The sequence below is a fragment of the Xanthomonas sp. WCS2018Noco2-27 genome, assembly GCF_031843525.1.
In the GTDB taxonomy this organism is placed as follows: domain Bacteria; phylum Pseudomonadota; class Gammaproteobacteria; order Xanthomonadales; family Xanthomonadaceae; genus Xanthomonas.
This window is the reverse complement of the sequence record NZ_JAVTIK010000007.1, coordinates 1-18141: the sequence shown is the minus strand read 5'-3', so window position 1 is coordinate 18141 and position 18141 is coordinate 1. Positions and strand designations below refer to the sequence as shown.

The following is an 18141-nucleotide window of genomic DNA, read 5'->3' as shown; positions in this document are numbered from 1 at the left end:
TGGGGTTCTCAGGGCGTGGAGGGCGTGGACGCGACGACCGGGCGGTCGCGGAAGAGCAACAGGAAGGCGATCAACACGACCAACGCCACACCTGCCGGGAACAGCCAGATCTGCTGCCAGTCCGGGCCCGCCGCCGTGGTGTAGTGCTCCACGACCGCGCCGGACAGGAACGTGCCGATCAACATGCCCACGCCGTACGTGGCCAGGGTGATGAACCCCTGCGCGCTGCTGCGCGCGGCGGGGCCGGCATGCGCATCGGTATAGATCTGGCCGGTGACGAAGAAGAAGTCGTAGCAGATGCCGTGCAGCAGGATGCCGATCACCAGCAAGGAGAAACCGCTACCCGCATCGCCAAAGGCGAACATCACGTAGCGCAGCACCCACGCCGCCATGCCCAGCGCCAGCATCGTCTTGACCCCCAACCGCACGAACAGGAACGGCATGGCCAGCATCAACAGCACTTCGGACACCTGACCCAGCGATTGCAGGCCGGCCGCGCCACGCACGCCCAGATCGTTGAGATACGGGTTGGTGAAGTTGTAGTAGAACGCCAGCGGGATGCAGATGGCGATGGATGCCAGGAAGAACACCAAATAGGAGCGCGACTTCAGAAGCCGCAGCGAGTCCAGTCCCAGCATCTGTCCCAGCCCGGCGTCGCGCTGTTGCGCCAGCGGCGGCGTGTGCGGCAGGGTGAAGGCATACAGGCCCAGGGCCAGCGATGCCATCGCCGCCATCCGGAAGGTCAGTTCGAGCCGGTGCGCCTGTTCCCAGCCCAGCCAGCCGATCATCACGCCCGCCACGATCCAGCCGACGCTGCCAGCGACGCGCACTGGCGGGAACTGTTTTTCAGGCGATTGCATGTGCCGCATTGCCACGCTGTTGGCCAGTGCCAGCGTTGGCATGAACAGCAGCATGTAACCCATGACGCAGGCGGAGAACATGCCGAAGCTCGTCGCCGTGGATGCCAGCCACATGAGTGCCGCACCTGCCAGGTGCAGCACCGCGAGGATGCGCTGCGCCGCGAAGTAGCGATCTGCGACCAAGCCGACCAGGAAGGGCGCCAAGATGGCGCCGATGGACTGGCTGAGGAATGCGGTCGCCACCTGGCTCGCGCTGGCCTTGAGGGGGCCCTGCACCAGGTACGTGCCCAGGGTCACGAACCACGCTCCCCAGATGAAGAACTGCAGAAACATCATCGCGCCCAAGCGCGACATGGTGTGCCTCATGGCTTGCCCTCCCAGGCGGTATTGGCTTAGAGCGTGTTATGTACTTTGAGGTGAGTGCGAAGCGTCCTGTGGCGCGTCGAGACGCATAACACGCTCTATGTCCCCAGCATGCGGCGCAGCGATTCCGGATCGACGCCGCTGTCGGCAAAGTCGTCGAAGGCGCGTTCGGTCACGCGGATGATGTGGTCGCGGATAAACGCCGCACCCTCGCGTGCGCCGTCTTCCGGATGCTTCAGGCAACACTCCCACTCCAGCACCGCCCACCCCGGGAAATCGTATTGCGCGAACTTCGAGAAGATCGCCTTGAAGTCGATCTGGCCGTCGCCGAGCGAACGGAACCGCCCCGGACGATCGATCCAGTCCTGGTAGCCGCCGTAGACGCCGCTGTGCGCACTGGCGCGATACTCCGCGTCCTTGACATGGAAGATGCCGATACGCGCGTGATACCGGTCGATGAAGCCCAGGTAGTCCATCTGCTGCAGCAGCAAGTGGCTGGGGTCGTACAGGATCTTGGCGCGTGGGTGGTGGTCCACGACATCGAGGAAGCGCTCGAAGGTCGCGCCGTCGTGCAGGTCCTCGCCCGGGTGGATCTCGAAGCACAGATCCACGCCGCAGGCGTCGAAGGCATCCAGAATGGGGCGCCAGCGGCGGCCGAGTTCGGCGAAGGCTTCTTCCACCAGCCCGGGCGGCCGCTGCGGCCAGGGGTAGAAGTAAGGCCAGGCCAGCGCACCGGAGAACGTGGCATGCGCTGTCAGCCCCAGGCGCTGGCTGGCCTTGGCCGCCAACAGCAACTGTTCAACCGCCCAGGCCTGGCGGGCGGCGGGGTTACCGCGCTTGTCTGACGGTGCGAATCCGTCGAACAGCTGGTCGTAGGCGGGGTGGACGGCGACCAGCTGCCCCTGCAAGTGGGTCGACAACTCGGTGACCTGCAGCCCGTGCCCGGCCAGCATGCCGGCGACGTCGTCGCAGTACGCCTGGCTCTGCGCGGCCTGGGCCAGATCGAACAGGTGCGGCGCGTTGGTCGGCACTTGTACGCCAGAATACCCCAGGCCCGCAGCCCAACCGGCCAGTGTGTCCAAGCGATTGAAGGGAGGTGTGTCGGCGATGAACTGTGCCAGGAATAGCGCCGGACCCTTGAGCGTCTTCAACGTAATTCGCACTCATGCAATCGATTGAATCATCCTAGCATGGGCCTTCCGCAAGACCCGTTGTGCACTGCACAGCAGAAAGAAGAATCAAGGTCATGGCTACAACCATCTACGACATCGCAAAGCACGTTGGTGTCACCGCCGGCACGGTGTCGCGTGCGCTTTCCCGGCCGGAAAAAGTCCTGCCCGCCACGCGCACGCGCATCGAGCAGGCCGCCGCGGCGCTGGGCTATGTCCCCAACACAGTAGCCAGGACGCTCAAGACCCAGCGCAGCGGCAAGCTCCTGGTCACCGTCCCGGACATCGCCAATCCATTCTTCGCCCAGATCCTGCAGGGCGCAGAGGACGCGGCGCAGGCCGTCGGCTACGCCGTCCTGCTGGGTGATACCCAGCACCAGCCCGATCGCGAGGAGCGCTACGCGCAGATGCTTCTGCGTAACGAGGCAGACGGCCTGATCGTGCTGGGGCACGGCCTCCCGCCGACGGCGCGTGAGATCGTCAAGCAGCTAGGCGCCGCCGCGCCGGTGGTCAACGGATGCGAGTTCGACCCGGCGCTTGGCATCCCCAGCGTCCACATCGACAACGCGGCCGCCGCGCGCGCCATGATGGAACACCTGTATGGACTGGGGCACGAGCGGGTTGCCGTGGTGGGCGGCCCGCCCGACAATCCGCTGCACCAGCAACGCCTGGAAGGGGTCCGGGCCTCCGGCAAGGCACGCGGCCGTCTGCGCAAACTGACCGTCGTACCGGGCGACTTCTCGGTAGAATCCGGCCATGCGGCTGCGATGGCGCTATTGACCCGTGCGCCTGCGCCGACCGCGATCTTTTGCTTCAGCGATCAAATGGCGCTGGGCGCCCTGGCCGCTTGCCGGGACCTGGGTATCCGCGTGCCGGACGACCTGTCCATTGTCGGCTTCGACGACCTGGCGTCGTCGAGTTACCTCACGCCGCCATTGACGACCATCCGACAACCCATGCGAGAGATCGGTGTCCGCGCGGTCAACCTGCTGCTCGCCATCATCGAAAGGGTGGACGTGCCGCTGCAGCAGACGCTGGATTTCAGCTTGATGCTGCGCGGATCCACGGGTGCGCCGAGGGCGAGGTGACGGCAGGGTCAGTCAGTGGAGTGAGGCCGGGCAACGCGGCAGAGCCGTAATCTGGATCAGGCCGACGTACGATCCCGTCCGCTCTGCTTGGCGCGATACAGCGCCGAATCGGCGTCATGCACGATGGCGTCGGGGGTCAACGGTGCTTCGCCGGGTTCGAAGGTGGCGGCGCCGACGCTAACGGTGACGTGCGCGCTGGTTGGACTTGGCAGATGCATCAGGCCGAGTTCGGCCACCGCGCTGCGCACGGCATCGGCCTGGCGCAGCGCACCGGCGGCATCGGTATGCGGCAGGATCATGCCGAACTCTTCGCCGCCATACCGCGCCGCTACGTCGCTGCTGCGTCGCGAGCAGCCGGCGATGGCGCCGGCAATCAGGCGCAGGCAGGCGTCGCCATTCACATGGCCATAGGTGTCGTTGTAGAGCTTGAAGTGATCGACATCGATCATCAGCACCGATAACGGCGATTGCAGGCGTACCGCCTCCTGCAAGGCCTGCGACAACCGATAGTCGAACGCACGTCGGTTGGCGATGCCGGTCAATGCATCCACCCAGGCCTCGGAACTGAGTTTGGCTTCGTTGCGATGCATGCGGCGCAGCTGCAGGTCCAGCCAGATGCCCACGCCCAGCAGCAGGGCGCAGCCAAGCGTGGCGATCACGATGCGCTGGTCCGCGGCATGCCGCCAATTGGCCAGCGCATCGTCTACCGACACGCCGGTCAGCACGCTCAGCGGATACGGCCGTGCCGGGGCGAAGCTGGAGATGCGCTCTACGCCATCGATCGGCGAGCGATAGGTCGCCGTGCCATGTCGGCGCGCGCGCATGTTGACGTAGATCGAGGTGCCGGCAATCGAGCTGCCGATCACGCCCTGCTTGTCGGGCCGGCGTAACAGCACGATGCCATCGTCGTTGATCATGCCGATGGTGCCATGCGGGCCGACGTCGAAGGTGCTGTAGTGCTGCTGGAAATACTTCAGCTGCAGCGTCACCAGCACCACCCCGGCAAAGTCGCCGTCCGGGCCGTTGAGCCGGCGGCTCAGTGTCAGCACCCAGCTGCCATCGGAGCGGCTTTTGACCGGTGCGCCGACCAGCGACAACGCATCGCGATGGTCGCGGTGATACTTGAAGTAGGCGCGGTCGGCGTTGTTATGCGTCTTGGGTGTGCTATCCAGCGACGAGCTGACCCAGCTGCCATCTGCCGCGTAGATAAAGATGCCATGCAGGCGGTCCGAACGCCTTGCCTCACGCACCAGAAATTCGTGCATTGCTGCGCGCACGCTGGTATTTCCCTGGTCGTGCTCGACGCGCGCGACTAGCCCGGACAGCACCGCGTCGGCGATCGACATGGTGTCGCTGGCATGCTGCGCCAGCGAGTTGGCCAGATTCAACGACTGCGCTTCGGCACCGCGCAGCGCGGATGCACGTTCTTCATGGATGGACCAGTACTCCGAACCGAGCAGTAGCATGCACGCCATGGTCAGCACGAAGTGCAACGCAATGCGTTGTGCACGTTGCCGACGCCGCTTGGTGGGTGATGTCACTGTGGCTACCTGTCCAGACACCTGGGCGATGCAACCGGTGTGCCAGCCTACGCGTCGCTGCGGTCGCTACCGCGTGCAAACACGGTTGCGCAATGCGATTTTGTGATTTGCAGCGCATTGGAAGGCGGCAAGCCGGTACGCGGCAACGCGGTGCAGCACGCAGATCCCGTTGCCGGTCCTGGTATCGCGCCAGCGGCAGCGAGCCACCGACAGGCAACATGCTGCAGCCTTTTCAAGCCAGCTCGACTGCATTCGCATCACGGTACGCGTGCTATCCCTGGACTCGAATCATCATCTGAGGAGTTCCCCCATGCGCGCCATTCGTCTCTCGCATCCCGCCGGTCTGAACGCACTGACGTCGGTTGAATTGCCCGATCCGGGCCAGCCTGCACGCGGGCAGATCCGTGTGCGTCTGCATGCGAGCTCGCTCAATTTCCATGACCTGGGCGTTGTGCTCGGTCAGATGCCGACGGCCGATGGACGCATCCCGATGTCCGACGGCGCCGGCGTGATCGAAGCGATTGGTCCGGAGGTCGACGAGTTCGCCGTCGGCGACCACGTGGTGTCCACCTTTTTCCCGCAGTGGCTGGATGGCGAGCCGCTGCACGCCGGTTTTGCGACCACGCCAGGCGATGGCGTCGATGGGTATGCACGTACCGCGGTTGTGGCCGCTGCGCAGGCATTTACCCATGCGCCGGTCGGTTACAGCCACGCAGAGGCGGCAACCTTGACCACCGCTGGCGTTACCGCCTGGCGGGCGCTGGTTGTCAACGGCGGCCTGAAAGCAGGCGATACCGTGCTGGTGCTGGGCACCGGCGGGGTGTCGATCTTTGCGCTGCAATTCGCCAAGGCGATGGGCGCGAGCGTGATCGCCACGTCCTCGTCCGACGAGAAGCTGGAAAAGGTCCGCACGCTCGGTGCCGATCACGTCATCAACTATCGGCAGCACGCCGAGTGGTCGCGGCAGGTACTGGAGATCACCGACGGACGCGGGGTGGATCATGTGGTCGAGGTCGGTGGACCCGGCACGCTGGCGCAATCGATCCGTTCCGCGCGGGTGGGCGGGCACATCGCCTTGATCGGCGTGTTGACCGGTGCGGCTGGCCCGGTGCCGACCGCCGAGATGATGGGGCGTCAGCAGCGTCTGCAAGGGTTGGTGGTCGGCAGTCGCCGGCATCAGCAAGCGCTGGTGCGCGCATTGGACGTGCTGCCGCTGCGCCCGGTCATCGACCGCAGCTATGCGCTGAATGAGATCGGCGAGGCGTTTGCATTGCAGAAGGCCGGCGGGCATCTGGGCAAGATCGTGCTGGAGTTTTGAGAGTGGATTCCTGAGCGCTGGCTGCAACGCCGACGCCAGCGCGCCCAGGCAAGCAGGTTTTCATGCGTTGCTGCATAAGCACCCGCACGCATCTGCTGATGGCGGACACGGTTTCATAACGGTGGGGTGGTGGTGCGCGTCGCGGTCGGCATGTGATCACGCGCGCAGCGGATGATGCAGAAATCCGTTGTATCGCTGCGGCGCGCTCCAATCACGCCGCACAGTGATGAGCACGTTTCATAGACGCATGCCAGCTCCAACGCCAATGCATGGGCAGGCGACAACTAGAATCGGGCAACGACCGATTGCATCGCTCCCAAGTGCCGCACTCACGCGCTTGTGACCGACGGCCCTGCACATTGATAAAGAACTGTATTAGCCAGCATTGTTGGAGATGCCAGCCATGAGAAACATCAAGATGACCCGTCGCGAAGTACTGATCGCTGGCACGGCATCGGCAGCCGGTGTTGCCGCAACCCAATCGATGGCTGCCACTGCCGTGTCGCAACGTCAGGCAGTGGAGCCGGCCAACGCATCCAGCCAGGTTGCCTTTGAAGTCAATGGCAAGCCGGTGACGCTGACACTGGATAACCGCACTACCTTGCTGGACGCATTGCGCGAGCACCTGCAGTTAACCGGCACCAAAAAGGGCTGCGATCACGGCCAGTGCGGCGCGTGTACGGTCATCGTCGACGGGCAGCGCATGAATTCCTGCCTGTCGCTGGCGGTGATGCATCAGGGCGCAAAGGTCACCACCATCGAGGGCCTGGGCACACCGGACAAGCTGCATCCGATGCAGGCGGCCTTCGTCAAACACGATGGCTATCAGTGCGGCTATTGCACGCCGGGGCAGATCTGTTCGGCAGTGGCCGTGCTGGATGAAGTCAAACGCGGCATTCCCAGCCATGTGACCGAGGACCTGACGGCCAAGACCCGGCTCACCACGCCGGAACTGCAGGAGCGCATGAGCGGCAATATCTGCCGCTGCGGTGCGTATTCCAACATCGTCGAAGCGATCAACGAAGTTGCCGGAGAGCGCGCATGAAGGCTTTTAGCTACGAGCGTGCCACCTCAGCGGCAGATGCCGCGGCCAAAGCCGCGCGCCAGCCGGGCGCCAAGTTCATCGCCGGCGGCACCAATCTGCTCGATCTGATGAAGTTGCAGATCGAAACGCCATCGCATCTGATCGACGTCAATGGTTTAAGCCTGGACACCATCGACGCAACGCCGGACGGCGGTTTGCGCATCGGCGCGCTGGTGCGCAATACCGATCTTGCGGCCGATGCGCGTGTTCGTCGCGATTACGCGGTGCTGTCGCGCGCGCTGCTGGCAGGTGCGTCCGGTCAGCTGCGCAATCGCGCGACCACGGCGGGCAATCTGCTGCAGCGCACGCGTTGCCCGTATTTTTACGACACCAATCAACCGTGCAACAAGCGCCTGCCTGGTAGTGGCTGCGCAGCGATCGGCGGCTTCAACCGTCAGCTGGCCGTCATCGGCACCAGTGAAGCCTGCATCGCCACCCATCCCAGCGATATGGCTATCGCCATGCGTGTGCTCGATGCCACGGTGGAAACGGTGCGCCCGGACGGACAGACGCGCGCGCTGCCGTTGGCCGACTTCTATCGCGCGCCAGGTACGACGCCGCATCTGGAGACCGCGCTGGAACGTGGCGAGCTGATCACCGCCGTCACCTTGCCCAAGCCGCTGGGCGGAACGCATGTCTATCGCAAGGTGCGCGACCGTGCGTCTTACGCGTTTGCGTTGGTCTCGGTTGCCGCTGTCGTGCAGCGCGACGGCACCGCGCGCATCGGCGTCGGTGGCGTGGCGCACAAGCCGTGGCGCAGCGAAGCTGCCGAAGCGCAGTCGCGCCAGGGTGCACGCGCCATCGCTTCTGTGCTGCTGGACGGCGCACAGCCCACCGAACACAACGCATTCAAAGTGCCGCTGGTGGAACGCACGTTGACCGCGATCCTGGCCGACGCGAGGGCCTGATATGAAATTCGACACTCCTGCCGGTACCAATCCCATCGATCAAGGCAAGGTCGTCGGCAAGCCCGTCGATCGCATCGACGGGCCGCTCAAGACCACCGGCCAAGCGCCGTATGCCTACGAACATCACGATCTGCCAGGCCGCGCTGCCTACGGCCACGTCGTGGGGGCGGGGATCGCAAAGGGCACGATCCGTAGCATCGACCTGAGCGCGGCGCGCAATGCGCCCGGCGTGCTCGGGATCGTCTCTGCGCAGAACGCCGGCAAGCTGCACAAGGGCAAGCTCAATACCGCCAAATTGCTGGGCGGCCCGGAGATCCAGCACTACCACCAGGCGATTGCGGTGGTGGTTGCAGAGACCTTCGAGCAGGCACGCGCAGCGGGTCAGTTGATCAAGGTCGATTACGGCCGCCAGGTCGGCGTATACGATCTGAAAAAAGCCCGCGATGGCGCCAAGGTCACCAAGGAAGGCGGCGCACCCAATAGCGCCGTCGGTGACTTCGATGGCGCCTTCGCTGCAGCGCCGGTGCAGCTGGATGCCGAATACACCACACCCGATCACTCGCACGCCATGATGGAGCCGCACGCGTCCACTGCGATGTGGGACGGCGACAAACTCAGCGTGTGGACGTCCAACCAGATGATCAATTGGGGTGCGCGCGATCTCGCGGTGACGTTGGGCATTCCGCGCGAAAACGTGCGGATCATGTCGCCGTACGTCGGTGGCGGTTTTGGCAGCAAGCTGTTTCTGCGTGCCGATGCGGTGCTGGCCGCGCTGGCTGCGCGCGAAGTCAAACGGCCGGTAAAGGTCATGCTGCCGCGCCCGCTGATCGCCAACAACACCACCCATCGCCCGGCCACCGTGCAGCGCATCCGCATCGGTGCCGAGCGCGATGGCAAGATCACCGCGATCGCACACGAAAGCTGGTCGGGCGATCTCGCCGGCGGTGCGCCGGAAATCGCTGCCTCGCAAACGCAATTGTTGTATGCCGGGGCCAACCGTCTGATCGCAACGCGCCTGGCTGTAATGGATCTTCCCGAGGGCAACGCCATGCGCGCGCCCGGCGAGGCGCCGGGGTTGATGGCGCTGGAAGTGGCGATGGACGAAATGGCCGAGAAGCTGGAGATGGACCCGGTCAAATTCCGTATCGTCAATGACACCCAGGTGGACCCGGAAAATCCGCAGCGGCCGTTTTCGCAGCGGCAGCTGGTCAAGTGTCTGGAAGATGGGGCAAAGCAGTTTGGTTGGTCCAAGCGCAAGCGCACGCCTGGCAGTACCCGCGATGGACGTTGGCTGGTCGGCATGGGCGTGGCCGCTGCATTCCGCAACGCCATCGCCATGACTTCCGGGGCGCGCATGCGCCTGGAGCAGGGCGGCCGCGTGGTGGTGGAAACCGACATGACCGACATCGGGACCGGCTCCTACACCATCATTGCGCAGACCGCTGCCGAGATGCTCGGTGTGCCGTTGAACTGGGTAGACGTGCGGCTTGGCGATTCGAGCTTCCCCGCATCGTCCGGCTCCGGTGGACAGTGGGGCGCCAACAGTTCCACCGCCGGCGTGTACGCAGCCTCAGTCAAGCTGCGCGAAGCGATCGCCGGTCGACTGGGGCTGGACCCGGCCAAGGCCGAGTTTGCCGACGGCCACGTGCGTGCCGGCGGCAAGCGCATTCCACTCGGCGATGCCGCGGCGAACGGCGCCTTGGTGGTGGAGGACAAGATCGAATTCGGTGACCTGTCCAAAACCCATCAGTTGTCGACCTTCGGTGCGCACTTTGTCGAAGTGGGCGTGGATGTCACCACGGGCGAGGTGCGCATCCGCCGCATGCTCGCGGTCTGCGCGGCCGGACGCATCCTCAATCCCAAATCGGCACGCAGCCAGGTGATCGGCGGCATGACCATGGGCGCGGGCGCGGCATTGATGGAAGAGCTGGCGGTGGACAAGCGCTTCGGCTTCTTCGTCAATCATGACTTGGCCGGTTACGAAGTACCGGTGCATGCGGACATCCCGCACCAGGAGGTGATGTTCCTGGAAGAAAGCGACCCGATGTCCTCGCCGATGAAGGCCAAGGGCGTTGGCGAGTTGGGGATTTGCGGCGTGGCGGCGGCGATTGCCAACGCGGTCTACAACGCCACCGGTGTGCGCGTGCGCGATTACCCGGTGACATTGGAAAAACTGCTGCCGCACCTGCCCGAGCAGTTGCGCGCGTGAGCGCGGTCGTCGCTCCGGCCACGCATGCAGCGCCGGCCGAGCCGGCGTGGCCGGCATGGCCGAGCTACGCATTGCATGACGATCTGCTGCCGGTGCTGACGGCGTGGCACCGCGCCGGTCAGCGGGTTGCGATTGCGACATTGATGGATGTGCAGGGCTCCTCGCCGCGCCCGCTGGGCAGCGAAATGGCGATCGGGACAGATGGCCGGGTTGCGGGTTATGTGTCCGGCGGCTGCGTAGAAGCGGCCGTGGCGCATGAAGCCATGGCCACGTTGCGCGACGGGCAGCCGCGGTGGCTGGACTACGGCGAGGGTAGCGAGGTGCTGGACATCCAGCTCAGCTGCGGCGGTCGTATCGGTGTGCTGGTCTGGCCCGTGCCGGATCTGTCCGAATACCTGGCGCGCTGGCGCAATGCCCGCCAGCACCGCCGCGCGTTTCATGTGGCGCTGGATCGCACTACCGGAAGCGTGCGCTACCTATCGACTGTGCACGACGCCCGTCCAGGCGAATTTCTGCGCGTCCATCGCCCGCCACTGCGGCTGGTCCTGGTCGGCGCGGACCCGGCATTGCTGGTGCTGCTGGCGTTGGCCAATCAAATGGGCATCGAAACACGCGTGCTGCGCCCGCACGGCCCCAGCGAGCCGCCGCCCGGTCTTGCGCCGGAACACTACGATCGCCGTGCGCTACGCGATGCGTTGCACGATGTGCAGCTGGATGCCGGCACTGCCTTGTACAGCCTGGCGCACGACAGCGAGATCGATCTGCAGGTTGCGTGCCGCGGCCTGGCATCCGATGCGGCATGCATCGGCATCCTGGGCAGCCGGAACAAGCGCGACACCCGTCTGCAGGCCTTGCGCGCGCTGGGGCATGACGATGCCGCGCTTGCGCGTCTGCGTTTGCCTGCGGGTTGGCGGATGGGTCGCTCATCGCCGCACACCATCGCACTGGGCATCATCGCCGAAGCGACGCAGGCTGTAGCGGATCTGCATAGCGCTGCGGCGGCCGCGTAAGGCGTTGTGTGTCTGACGTGCGGCTTGTTGCGTCGTGCTCTATACGCGTTTCGTTTTCGCCAGTCGCTGTGTTTTGTGCACGTAATGCCTCTAGAAGCAGCGACGCGCGTGCGCGCAATCCATACGACCCGCACCACGCATAGCGCATCGCTCATCTCGATAACATCGATGAGAGTTCGCTAATGCATCTGTCGCGCGTGCTGCCTGCGACGCATGGACGCATGGCGCGTGCGCTGCACGCAGTCGATGCGTCGCGCAGTCACTCCGCACGCACAACGCGGCCTCTACGCTGAGGCGGTCTCCATTACGCACGACGTCGCCATGTCTCCTGATCTCTTCTCTGATGACGCCGTGTTTTGCGACATGTCCAGTGTCGAATCGCCACGTATTGCTGGCTTTCCGCATCCAGTGCTTAGCGATGCACGCAGGTTGCATCCTGCGCGCAGTCACGGTGGTACATGCGGCAGTTGTCACGCGCTGACCAGGCCCTGCGGATGAGCGGCGACCATGCGGCGTTGGTGTTGGCAGCAGGTGCGGGGAGCCGGCTCGGCCGCTCAAAACAATTGCTGATGCGCGACGGCGAACCGTTGCTGCGTCGCGCTGCACGTATCGCATTGCAAACCGCACCACGTCGCTGCGTCGTCGTGCTGGGCGCCGATGCCGACAGGCTGGCCGATGTGCTGCAGGGGCTGGACGTTGAGGTGCTGCGGCACGCCGACTGGTCTGCCGGGATGGGCTCCAGCCTGGCAGCGCTGCGCCGGCATGTGCAGGACGATGCGACGTTGCGACGCAGCCTGATTCTGGGGTGCGACCAACCGGCACTGGAGGCGCCGCACTTGCGTGCCTTGCTGGACGAAGCCGACCGTGCCGCGTCGGGGTGCGCCACCAGTGGTTACGCCGGCGTGCGCGGTATCCCCGCGGTGGTGACGCACACTGCCTGGGCGGAGGTTGTGCTGCAGGGCGATAACGGCTTACGCGCGCTCTTCGCCAGCCTGGATGTCCAAACGCTGGGCTGCGTCAGCGCACCGGCGCTGGCGCTGGATGTGGATACGCCTGCCGATCTGGCGGCAGCGCAACAACGCGGGTGGGTGGACCAAGATTGAGACGCGATGACGGGTATCGGCCAGCGATCCCCGACAGCCTATTAGGCAAATCGCCGACGCCGATCAGGACCAGAGCACCAAGGCTTCCCTGACGACCAGAACGTAGCCCACCACCATCGCGGTCTTGACCGGAAACTGGAACTTTCTGAGCAGATACATGCCAACCCTCCCCAAGGTCTCGTCCGAGCGCTCCGTGATCCCCTGCAAGCCGTCTGCGCTCTTGTGACGGCCGCTTGTGAAGATTTCTTCACCCTTGCAGCCGAATGTAGCGCTCGACGTGAACTGTGTCACGTAAGAATTTTCTTACCCGGATGCCAGTGTCCGCCCGACAGTCGGGAAATGCGTAAAACCGCATGCTGGCTATGCCAAACGCGGGGCCACCGGCCACTCTCCCGTGGCCCCTTGAGTAAGGGTCTGTTGGCTTACGGATCGGCATGGCTTGCCGCAATCTCTCGCGTGATGCGCCTGTTCGGCGCACTCGCACCTGTGCTTGACCGCTGTACCCACCGGCCGGAGGCCACATGGACCAGTCCCGCTACGTCGTACGCATTCATCCCGAACAAGGTGGCTGGTGGGTGACCCGTCCGGAATGGTCGCCGCTGCGCTACCTGCGCGAGCAGGGCGCCCTGGAAAATGCCGAACTCATGGCCAAACTGCACTGCCTGACCACCGGCCAGCCCAGCGGCGTGGTGCTGGATACCGCCGACGGCGAACGCGTGGTGCGGCGCTACGGCTGAGGGTTGGTCTTGCGTCCAGCGTCGATTGCCGGGGCCAGGCCGGCAGGGGCTGCCTGATCGGTGTGGATGGAGCCGCATGCCGACGACGCTGTGCTGACTTCACGTGACTGCCGTATTGCGGCCTGAGGCCGGAGCGTCATGACGAGTGTCGTGCTCGACCGAGCGTGCAATATCGCCAGGTCGTCCCGGCCTAGCCAGGCACCGCGGTAGCGCATGGACCGGTCTCGATCGCCTCCCACGGCCGTTGTCGGAGGTGTCGGTGGGGTTTGCGCCACCGACGCGGTCGGCTAGATTCGTGGTCATCGGCCGCTCCCGGTTCGATCCGCGTTGGCGGCCCTCTGTCCGGATGACCGCCTGCGGTGAATGCGCCTGCGTCTGCACTGATTCAAAACGATATCGTCGTCTTCGGCCTGATTGCCGCCACCCTGGGTGCGGTGTTCTGGACTTCATCGCGCGAGCAAGGCCCGTGGCGGCGGTTTTATGCCGTGGTACCGGCCCTGTTGCTGTGCTATCTGCTGCCCGGCATCTACAACACCGTCGGGTTGATCGATGGCGCCAACACGCGCCTGTACAACCCTATTGCCCGCGACGTGCTGTTGCCGGCCGCATTGATCCTGCTCACCCTGAGCATCGATCTGCGCGCGATCCTTGGGCTGGGGCCCAAACTGGTCGCCATGTATCTGGGCGCATCGGCGAGCATCATGATGGGTGCGGTGGTCGCCTTCTGGGTCATGCGATGGCTGCACCCGGCCACTGTCGCGGGCGACACCTGGGCGGGCATGGCGGCATTGGCCGGCAGCTGGATCGGCGGCGGCGCCAACATGCTGGCGATGCGCGAAGTGTTCAATGTCGATGCGACCACGTTCGGGCAGTTTGCGGTGGTCGATGTCGGCGTCGGCTATGTGTGGATGGCGGCGCTGATCTTCCTGGCCGGACGCGCGCGCAAGATCGATGAGCGCAGCGGTGCAGACACCCGTGCGCTGGACGCCTTGCAGGAGCGCATGGCGTGCTTCCAGGCCGAACATGCGCGCATCCCCAGCCTAGCCGACCTGATGGTGATCGTGGCAGTGGCATTCGGCGGCGTCGGCCTTGCCCATGCGCTGGCTAACCCGTTGGCGGCCTGGTGCAAGGCGCACCTGAGCTGGGCCGGCCAGTTCAGTCTGGATGCGCCGTTCGTGTGGGTGGTGGTGCTGGCGACCAGCTTGGGATTGCTGCTGAGCTTCACCCGTGTACGGACCCTGGAAGGCGCGGGCGCGTCCAAGATCGGCTCGCTGCTGCTGTATTTCCTGATCGCCTGCATTGGCATGCAGATGGACCTGCTGGCGCTGCTGGATCGCCGTGCACATCGCTTTGCTGTGGGCGCTGGGCCGCTGGTTGCGGGTGCCGTTTTTCTATTTTGCGATTGGCTCGCAGTCCAACATCGGCGGCCCGGCGTCCGCGCCGGTCGTCGCTGCGGCGTTCCACCCGGCGTTGGCCCCGGTGGGCGTGTTGCTGGGCACGATGGGCTACGCCACCGGCACCTATCTGGCGTATCTGGTCGGCATCACCTTGCGGGCGATGGCCGGCGCAGGCTAGTGCCGCGTTGTGCCGTGGTGGCCGGCGTCATGGAGTTGCTGCTTGGAACAGCGCCATGACCTCTCCGGTCGGTCTGCTGCAACAACGAGATTGTCACTTGCGCGACCCTCCCGCACCGCACGCGTCCACCTGACGAAGACGGCGTGTGGCACGGGTTGCCGCGTGCGTTATTGCTGGATCACGCGGCGCTGCTCTTCCTGTTGCTGGGCAGGCTGATGGGCGTGCTGCTGGTTCTGCTGCTGCAGCTGACTGACATTGCCTTGCGCTGGCTCATTGGCAGCGGACGCGGTCTGCACATGGCTGCGCAGATGCGCCGGGTCGTCCATTCGGCCTTGCACCGCAATCAGGCTGTCGCCATCGCGGTTGGGCACCAGATGATTGATCCGCTGCAGGCCGTCGTTGCCTGCACGCGCGGCCACGCTGGCGGCGGTGTTGATAAACGCCGTGTCATCGTGCAACCCCAGCCGCTCGCGTTGGCCGTCCAGTTGCACTACGGCGTCGTTGAACAACTGGCTGCCCGGCTGCAGCGACGCGCCGCGTGCCTGATCGGGCGATTGCATGTCCTGCGCCTTGATCACCGAGTCCATTCCGTGCAGGTCCAGACGATGCTTGAGCATCATGCCGGGCACCAGGCGTTGCCCGAACGACAGCGGATCCGGCTCCGGCAATTCGATCTGATGACCGGCCGCATTGGGCATGGTCCACTTCAGCGGAATGCTGTCTTCCTGCAGGTGGGTGAGGATCTCGTTCTTGACGTGGTAGCCGCGAATCAGCTCCTCGCTGGCGTACTGCTTGGCTGCCGACGCGTCCAGGCCCTGGCGTTCGAGGGTGCGGTCGTTGACGCCGGCGGCGTTGTACGTCACTGCGGGAATGTCGTTGATCATGGCCGACGCCGACGCCAGACCACCTCCCAACGAGTGACCGGAGATCACCACCTGGTCGCCGAACGCCTGCTTGGCCTGGCTGCCGAGCTGGATGGCCGATGCATATTGCGCATCGTCGAAGCCCAGGCCCTGGCCGATATTGTGCTTCCAGTCCTTGCCTTCGTCGGTGCCGCAAAAACCGAGCACCACCTGGCCTTGATCGTTGCGATAGAACGCGGCATCGAAGCCGCTTTTGGCGTCGTGCAGCAGTGCCGGATCGATACCAGCCTGCTGCAGCGCGCTGTCGTCCATGCGCGACCAGCCGTTGGCCAGCGGCGCAAAGGTTTCAGCGCCACCTTCGCGGCGTTGATTGGCAGTGGCGTAGAGATCTTGCAGCAGCTCCGGAAACTGCCGGTCCTGTGGTTGCGGTTGTTGCCCGCGCATCGACTCTGCGAACGGAGTGGATGCAGCAGTGGATGATGTGGACTCTGACGGGGGCATGCGCGGCTCCTTGCGTGCGTCGTATGGAAAGCGCGCTTAGCGGCTGCTTTCCACGGGAATGTTGTGGGCGCTCAACCACGCGCGCACATCCGATCTGACCTGTTGTCCGGTGGCATTGAGCAGCCGATCCGGCGTGGTGAAGAAATACGCCTGGAAGGTTTTCTGCTGTGCATTGCGCACCGTGGGGTCCACGCCGGCCTCGAGCAATTGCAGCACTGCAGGACTGGCGGCGCCGCTCTGTGCCGCCAGATGCAGCAGGCTGTTACCGGTGTGGTCGACACGCTTCACGTCGGCGCCTGCATCGAGCAACAGGCCGATCTGCGCATCGCGCTTGCTCTGTACGGCGCGAAACAATGGAGTCCAGCCGGCACGCGTGCTGACCACATCGATCGGCGCCTTGTGCTGCAGCAGAATCTTCAGATACTCCGGGTCCTGTGCCATGGCGGCCATGTGCACGACCGTTTCCTGGTCCATGCCCGGCACCGATGGGTCCGCGCCTGCGTCGAGCAGGGCGTCCAATGCGCGTGGTTGTTCGTTCCAGATCGCCCATTCCAGCAAGGTCACGTTCTGATCGCCATGTGCGGCCAGATCGACGGTGGGGGCGAGTGTTTTGATCCGTGCAACGTCGCCGTGCGCGATGGCGTTGGCGATATCGGTCAGACCGGGGTCGCGGAAAGCGACGGTGTGGTCCTGCAGCGTAGCTGACATGGTGGTTTGCTCCTTGGCACCCGGCGAGGCGGTGCATGAGACCGCGAAAAACGAGGTCGCAAGAACGAGCAGGGTGGGGAATCGCGTCTGCATCGAAATCTCCTTCTCCTGATCGCATTCCTGGTGGCGCTGCGGCAAGTCCGGCCGCAGCGGGGCCGATCCTACCAGCTGTAAAAATCGCAAACGGTAAGATTTCGTGACATGTCGCGGAGCATGGTTGGGCGGTCGGGTCTGCTTGATGACGGCCGGTGTAGTGCGAACTTACGGGCGTATTGGTCACCTGCACGTGCAGTGCGCCACAGCCGACGGTCACGACACGGCCGGCATAATGGCGCTTTGCGAGCAGATGGGTGCAATGGCGTACGAGCTACTGATCAGTGACTGCGATGGGGTTCTTGTCGACAGCGAGATACTGGCCGACCGGGTGATGCGCGAGGCGCTGGCGGCGTTCGTGCCGGCCGAACCGTTGGAACATCTACTGGAAACCACCTTCGGGCAGACCACGCGCGAGGTGTTGCGGCGGGTGGAGGAGTACTTTTCGCTGCAGTTGCCCGAGACCTTGCTGGCGCAGATCCAGGCATGCAGTGAGGCTTTGATCACCGCCGAGGTGCAACCGATTCCCGGCGTGCGCGAGGCGCTGGAGCAGATTCCGCTGCCGCTGGCAGTGGCCTCCAACAGCCGCCGCCACAACGTGATCGCATCGGTGGAGCGCGCCGGGCTCACGGCGCGTGCGGCAGGGCGAGTCTTCAGTGCCGACATGGTGGAGCGACCCAAGCCGGCACCGGACGTGTACTTGCTGGCCGCCCGCACGGCCGGTGTGGCGCCGGAGCGGTGCCTGGTGATCGAAGACAGCCCCACCGGCGCGACCGCTGCGCTGGCGGCAGGCATGCAGGTGCTGGGGTTTACCGGTGCCAGCCATATTCCGCAGGGGCACGGCGACACCTTGCGTCGGATCGGTGTGCTGGAGGTGTTCGACGATATGCGCGATTTGCCCGCGTTGTTCGAGCGGCTCGCGCAAAAGCGCGCTGGTTGAGAATGTCGAGTCGCAGCATCGTTTGGCTACGGTCAAATGCTTGGATCGAAAGCCTAGTTGGTCGAGCGTGC

Annotated in this window: 15 protein-coding genes and 1 pseudogene; 10 read left to right on the top strand and 6 right to left on the bottom strand. The window is 64.8% G+C overall.

What is annotated here, in order from left to right:
• Positions 1–8 precede the first annotated feature (8 nt).
• Together RQH86_RS12990 and RQH86_RS12985 are read right to left on the bottom strand one after the other, a co-directional pair.
• Positions 9–1226: a nucleoside permease gene (locus RQH86_RS12990; protein ID WP_311239255.1), complete on the bottom strand. Its 1218-nt coding sequence runs from the start codon at positions 1224–1226 to the stop codon at positions 9–11.
• Between the two features lie 95 nt (positions 1227–1321).
• Positions 1322–2374 (bottom strand): sugar phosphate isomerase/epimerase family protein, encoded by a 1053-nt coding sequence (locus RQH86_RS12985; RefSeq protein ID WP_311239293.1) that lies wholly within the window; start codon positions 2372–2374, stop codon positions 1322–1324.
• 95 nt (positions 2375–2469) lie between these two features.
• Here RQH86_RS12985 and RQH86_RS12980 point away from each other — a divergent pair, with 95 nt between their 5' ends.
• Positions 2470–3480: a LacI family DNA-binding transcriptional regulator gene (locus tag RQH86_RS12980; protein ID WP_311239254.1), complete on the top strand. Its 1011-nt coding sequence runs from the start codon at positions 2470–2472 to the stop codon at positions 3478–3480.
• Between the two features lie 56 nt (positions 3481–3536).
• Here RQH86_RS12980 and RQH86_RS12975 read toward each other — a convergent pair whose 3' ends face one another.
• Positions 3537–5021: a sensor domain-containing diguanylate cyclase gene (locus RQH86_RS12975; RefSeq protein WP_311239253.1), complete on the bottom strand. Its 1485-nt coding sequence runs from the start codon at positions 5019–5021 to the stop codon at positions 3537–3539.
• Between the two features lie 310 nt (positions 5022–5331).
• On the opposite strand from RQH86_RS12975, the gene RQH86_RS12970 reads away from it, so the two are divergent.
• The 6 genes from RQH86_RS12970 to RQH86_RS12945 all read left to right on the top strand — a co-directional run bounded on the left by RQH86_RS12970 (position 5332) and on the right by RQH86_RS12945 (position 12653).
• Positions 5332–6339 carry an NAD(P)-dependent alcohol dehydrogenase gene (locus RQH86_RS12970; RefSeq protein WP_311239252.1) on the top strand — a complete coding sequence of 336 codons (1008 nt, stop codon included), beginning with the start codon at positions 5332–5334 and terminating at the stop codon, positions 6337–6339.
• A 394-nt stretch (positions 6340–6733) separates the two neighbouring features.
• Positions 6734–7384 (top strand): aldehyde dehydrogenase iron-sulfur subunit PaoA, encoded by a 651-nt coding sequence (paoA, locus tag RQH86_RS12965; protein ID WP_269079387.1) that lies wholly within the window; start codon positions 6734–6736, stop codon positions 7382–7384.
• Positions 7381–8331 (top strand): xanthine dehydrogenase family protein subunit M, encoded by a 951-nt coding sequence (locus RQH86_RS12960; RefSeq protein WP_115554228.1) that lies wholly within the window; start codon positions 7381–7383, stop codon positions 8329–8331. Before paoA ends, RQH86_RS12960 begins: the two co-directional genes overlap by 4 nt.
• 1 nt (position 8332) lies before the next feature.
• The gene (gene paoC / locus RQH86_RS12955; protein WP_311239251.1) at positions 8333–10540 is read left to right on the top strand and encodes an aldehyde oxidoreductase molybdenum-binding subunit PaoC; all 2208 of its coding nucleotides are present in this window, start codon (positions 8333–8335) and stop codon (positions 10538–10540) included.
• Positions 10537–11550 carry an XdhC family protein gene (locus RQH86_RS12950; protein WP_311239250.1) on the top strand — a complete coding sequence of 338 codons (1014 nt, stop codon included), beginning with the start codon at positions 10537–10539 and terminating at the stop codon, positions 11548–11550. Before paoC ends, RQH86_RS12950 begins: the two co-directional genes overlap by 4 nt.
• Positions 11551–12044: 494 nt before the next feature.
• A complete protein-coding gene (locus RQH86_RS12945) occupies positions 12045–12653 on the top strand; it encodes a nucleotidyltransferase family protein (protein WP_311239249.1) in 609 nt (202 codons plus the stop codon).
• A gap of 63 nt (positions 12654–12716) precedes the next feature.
• Here the strand turns inward: RQH86_RS12945 and RQH86_RS12940 are convergent, their stop codons facing one another.
• Complete coding sequence (locus RQH86_RS12940) at positions 12717–12944, bottom strand: hypothetical protein (protein ID WP_311239296.1); 228 nt, start codon at positions 12942–12944, stop codon at positions 12717–12719.
• 230 nt (positions 12945–13174) lie between these two features.
• Between RQH86_RS12940 and RQH86_RS12935 the strand changes: the two genes are divergently transcribed.
• Both RQH86_RS12935 and RQH86_RS12930 read left to right on the top strand, forming a co-directional pair.
• Positions 13175–13390, top strand: a complete 216-nt coding sequence (locus tag RQH86_RS12935; protein ID WP_055849765.1) for a hypothetical protein — start codon at positions 13175–13177, stop codon at positions 13388–13390.
• Between the two features lie 359 nt (positions 13391–13749).
• Positions 13750–14965 (top strand): annotated as a pseudogene (locus RQH86_RS12930) (DUF819 family protein).
• 167 nt (positions 14966–15132) lie between these two features.
• Here the strand turns inward: RQH86_RS12930 and RQH86_RS12925 are convergent.
• Entirely contained in the window at positions 15133–16329 is a 1197-nt protein-coding gene (locus tag RQH86_RS12925) for an XVIPCD domain-containing protein (RefSeq protein WP_311239248.1), read from the bottom strand.
• Positions 16330–16365: 36 nt separating this feature from the next.
• A complete protein-coding gene (locus RQH86_RS12920) occupies positions 16366–17175 on the bottom strand; it encodes an ankyrin repeat domain-containing protein (RefSeq protein ID WP_311239247.1) in 810 nt (269 codons plus the stop codon).
• A gap of 190 nt (positions 17176–17365) precedes the next feature.
• On the opposite strand from RQH86_RS12920, the gene RQH86_RS12915 reads away from it, so the two are divergent.
• Positions 17366–18070: an HAD family hydrolase gene (locus RQH86_RS12915; protein ID WP_311239246.1), complete on the top strand. Its 705-nt coding sequence runs from the start codon at positions 17366–17368 to the stop codon at positions 18068–18070.
• Positions 18071–18141 lie beyond the last annotated feature (71 nt).

What these genes read in the sequence shown, in the direction of transcription:
- RQH86_RS12980 (WP_311239254.1), top strand. Translation starts at nt 2,470, where the DNA reads ATGGCTACAACCATCTACGACATCGCAAAGCACGTTGGTGTCACCGCC.
- paoA (WP_269079387.1), top strand. Translation starts at nt 6,734, where the DNA reads ATGCCAGCCATGAGAAACATCAAGATGACCCGTCGCGAAGTACTGATC.
- RQH86_RS12925 (WP_311239248.1), bottom strand. Translation starts at nt 16,329, where the DNA reads ATGCCCCCGTCAGAGTCCACATCATCCACTGCTGCATCCACTCCGTTC.
- RQH86_RS12990 (WP_311239255.1), bottom strand. Translation starts at nt 1,226, where the DNA reads ATGAGGCACACCATGTCGCGCTTGGGCGCGATGATGTTTCTGCAGTTC.
- RQH86_RS12935 (WP_055849765.1), top strand. Translation starts at nt 13,175, where the DNA reads ATGGACCAGTCCCGCTACGTCGTACGCATTCATCCCGAACAAGGTGGC.
- RQH86_RS12945 (WP_311239249.1), top strand. Translation starts at nt 12,045, where the DNA reads ATGAGCGGCGACCATGCGGCGTTGGTGTTGGCAGCAGGTGCGGGGAGC.
- RQH86_RS12970 (WP_311239252.1), top strand. Translation starts at nt 5,332, where the DNA reads ATGCGCGCCATTCGTCTCTCGCATCCCGCCGGTCTGAACGCACTGACG.
- RQH86_RS12960 (WP_115554228.1), top strand. Translation starts at nt 7,381, where the DNA reads ATGAAGGCTTTTAGCTACGAGCGTGCCACCTCAGCGGCAGATGCCGCG.
- paoC (WP_311239251.1), top strand. Translation starts at nt 8,333, where the DNA reads ATGAAATTCGACACTCCTGCCGGTACCAATCCCATCGATCAAGGCAAG.
- RQH86_RS12915 (WP_311239246.1), top strand. Translation starts at nt 17,366, where the DNA reads ATGGCGCTTTGCGAGCAGATGGGTGCAATGGCGTACGAGCTACTGATC.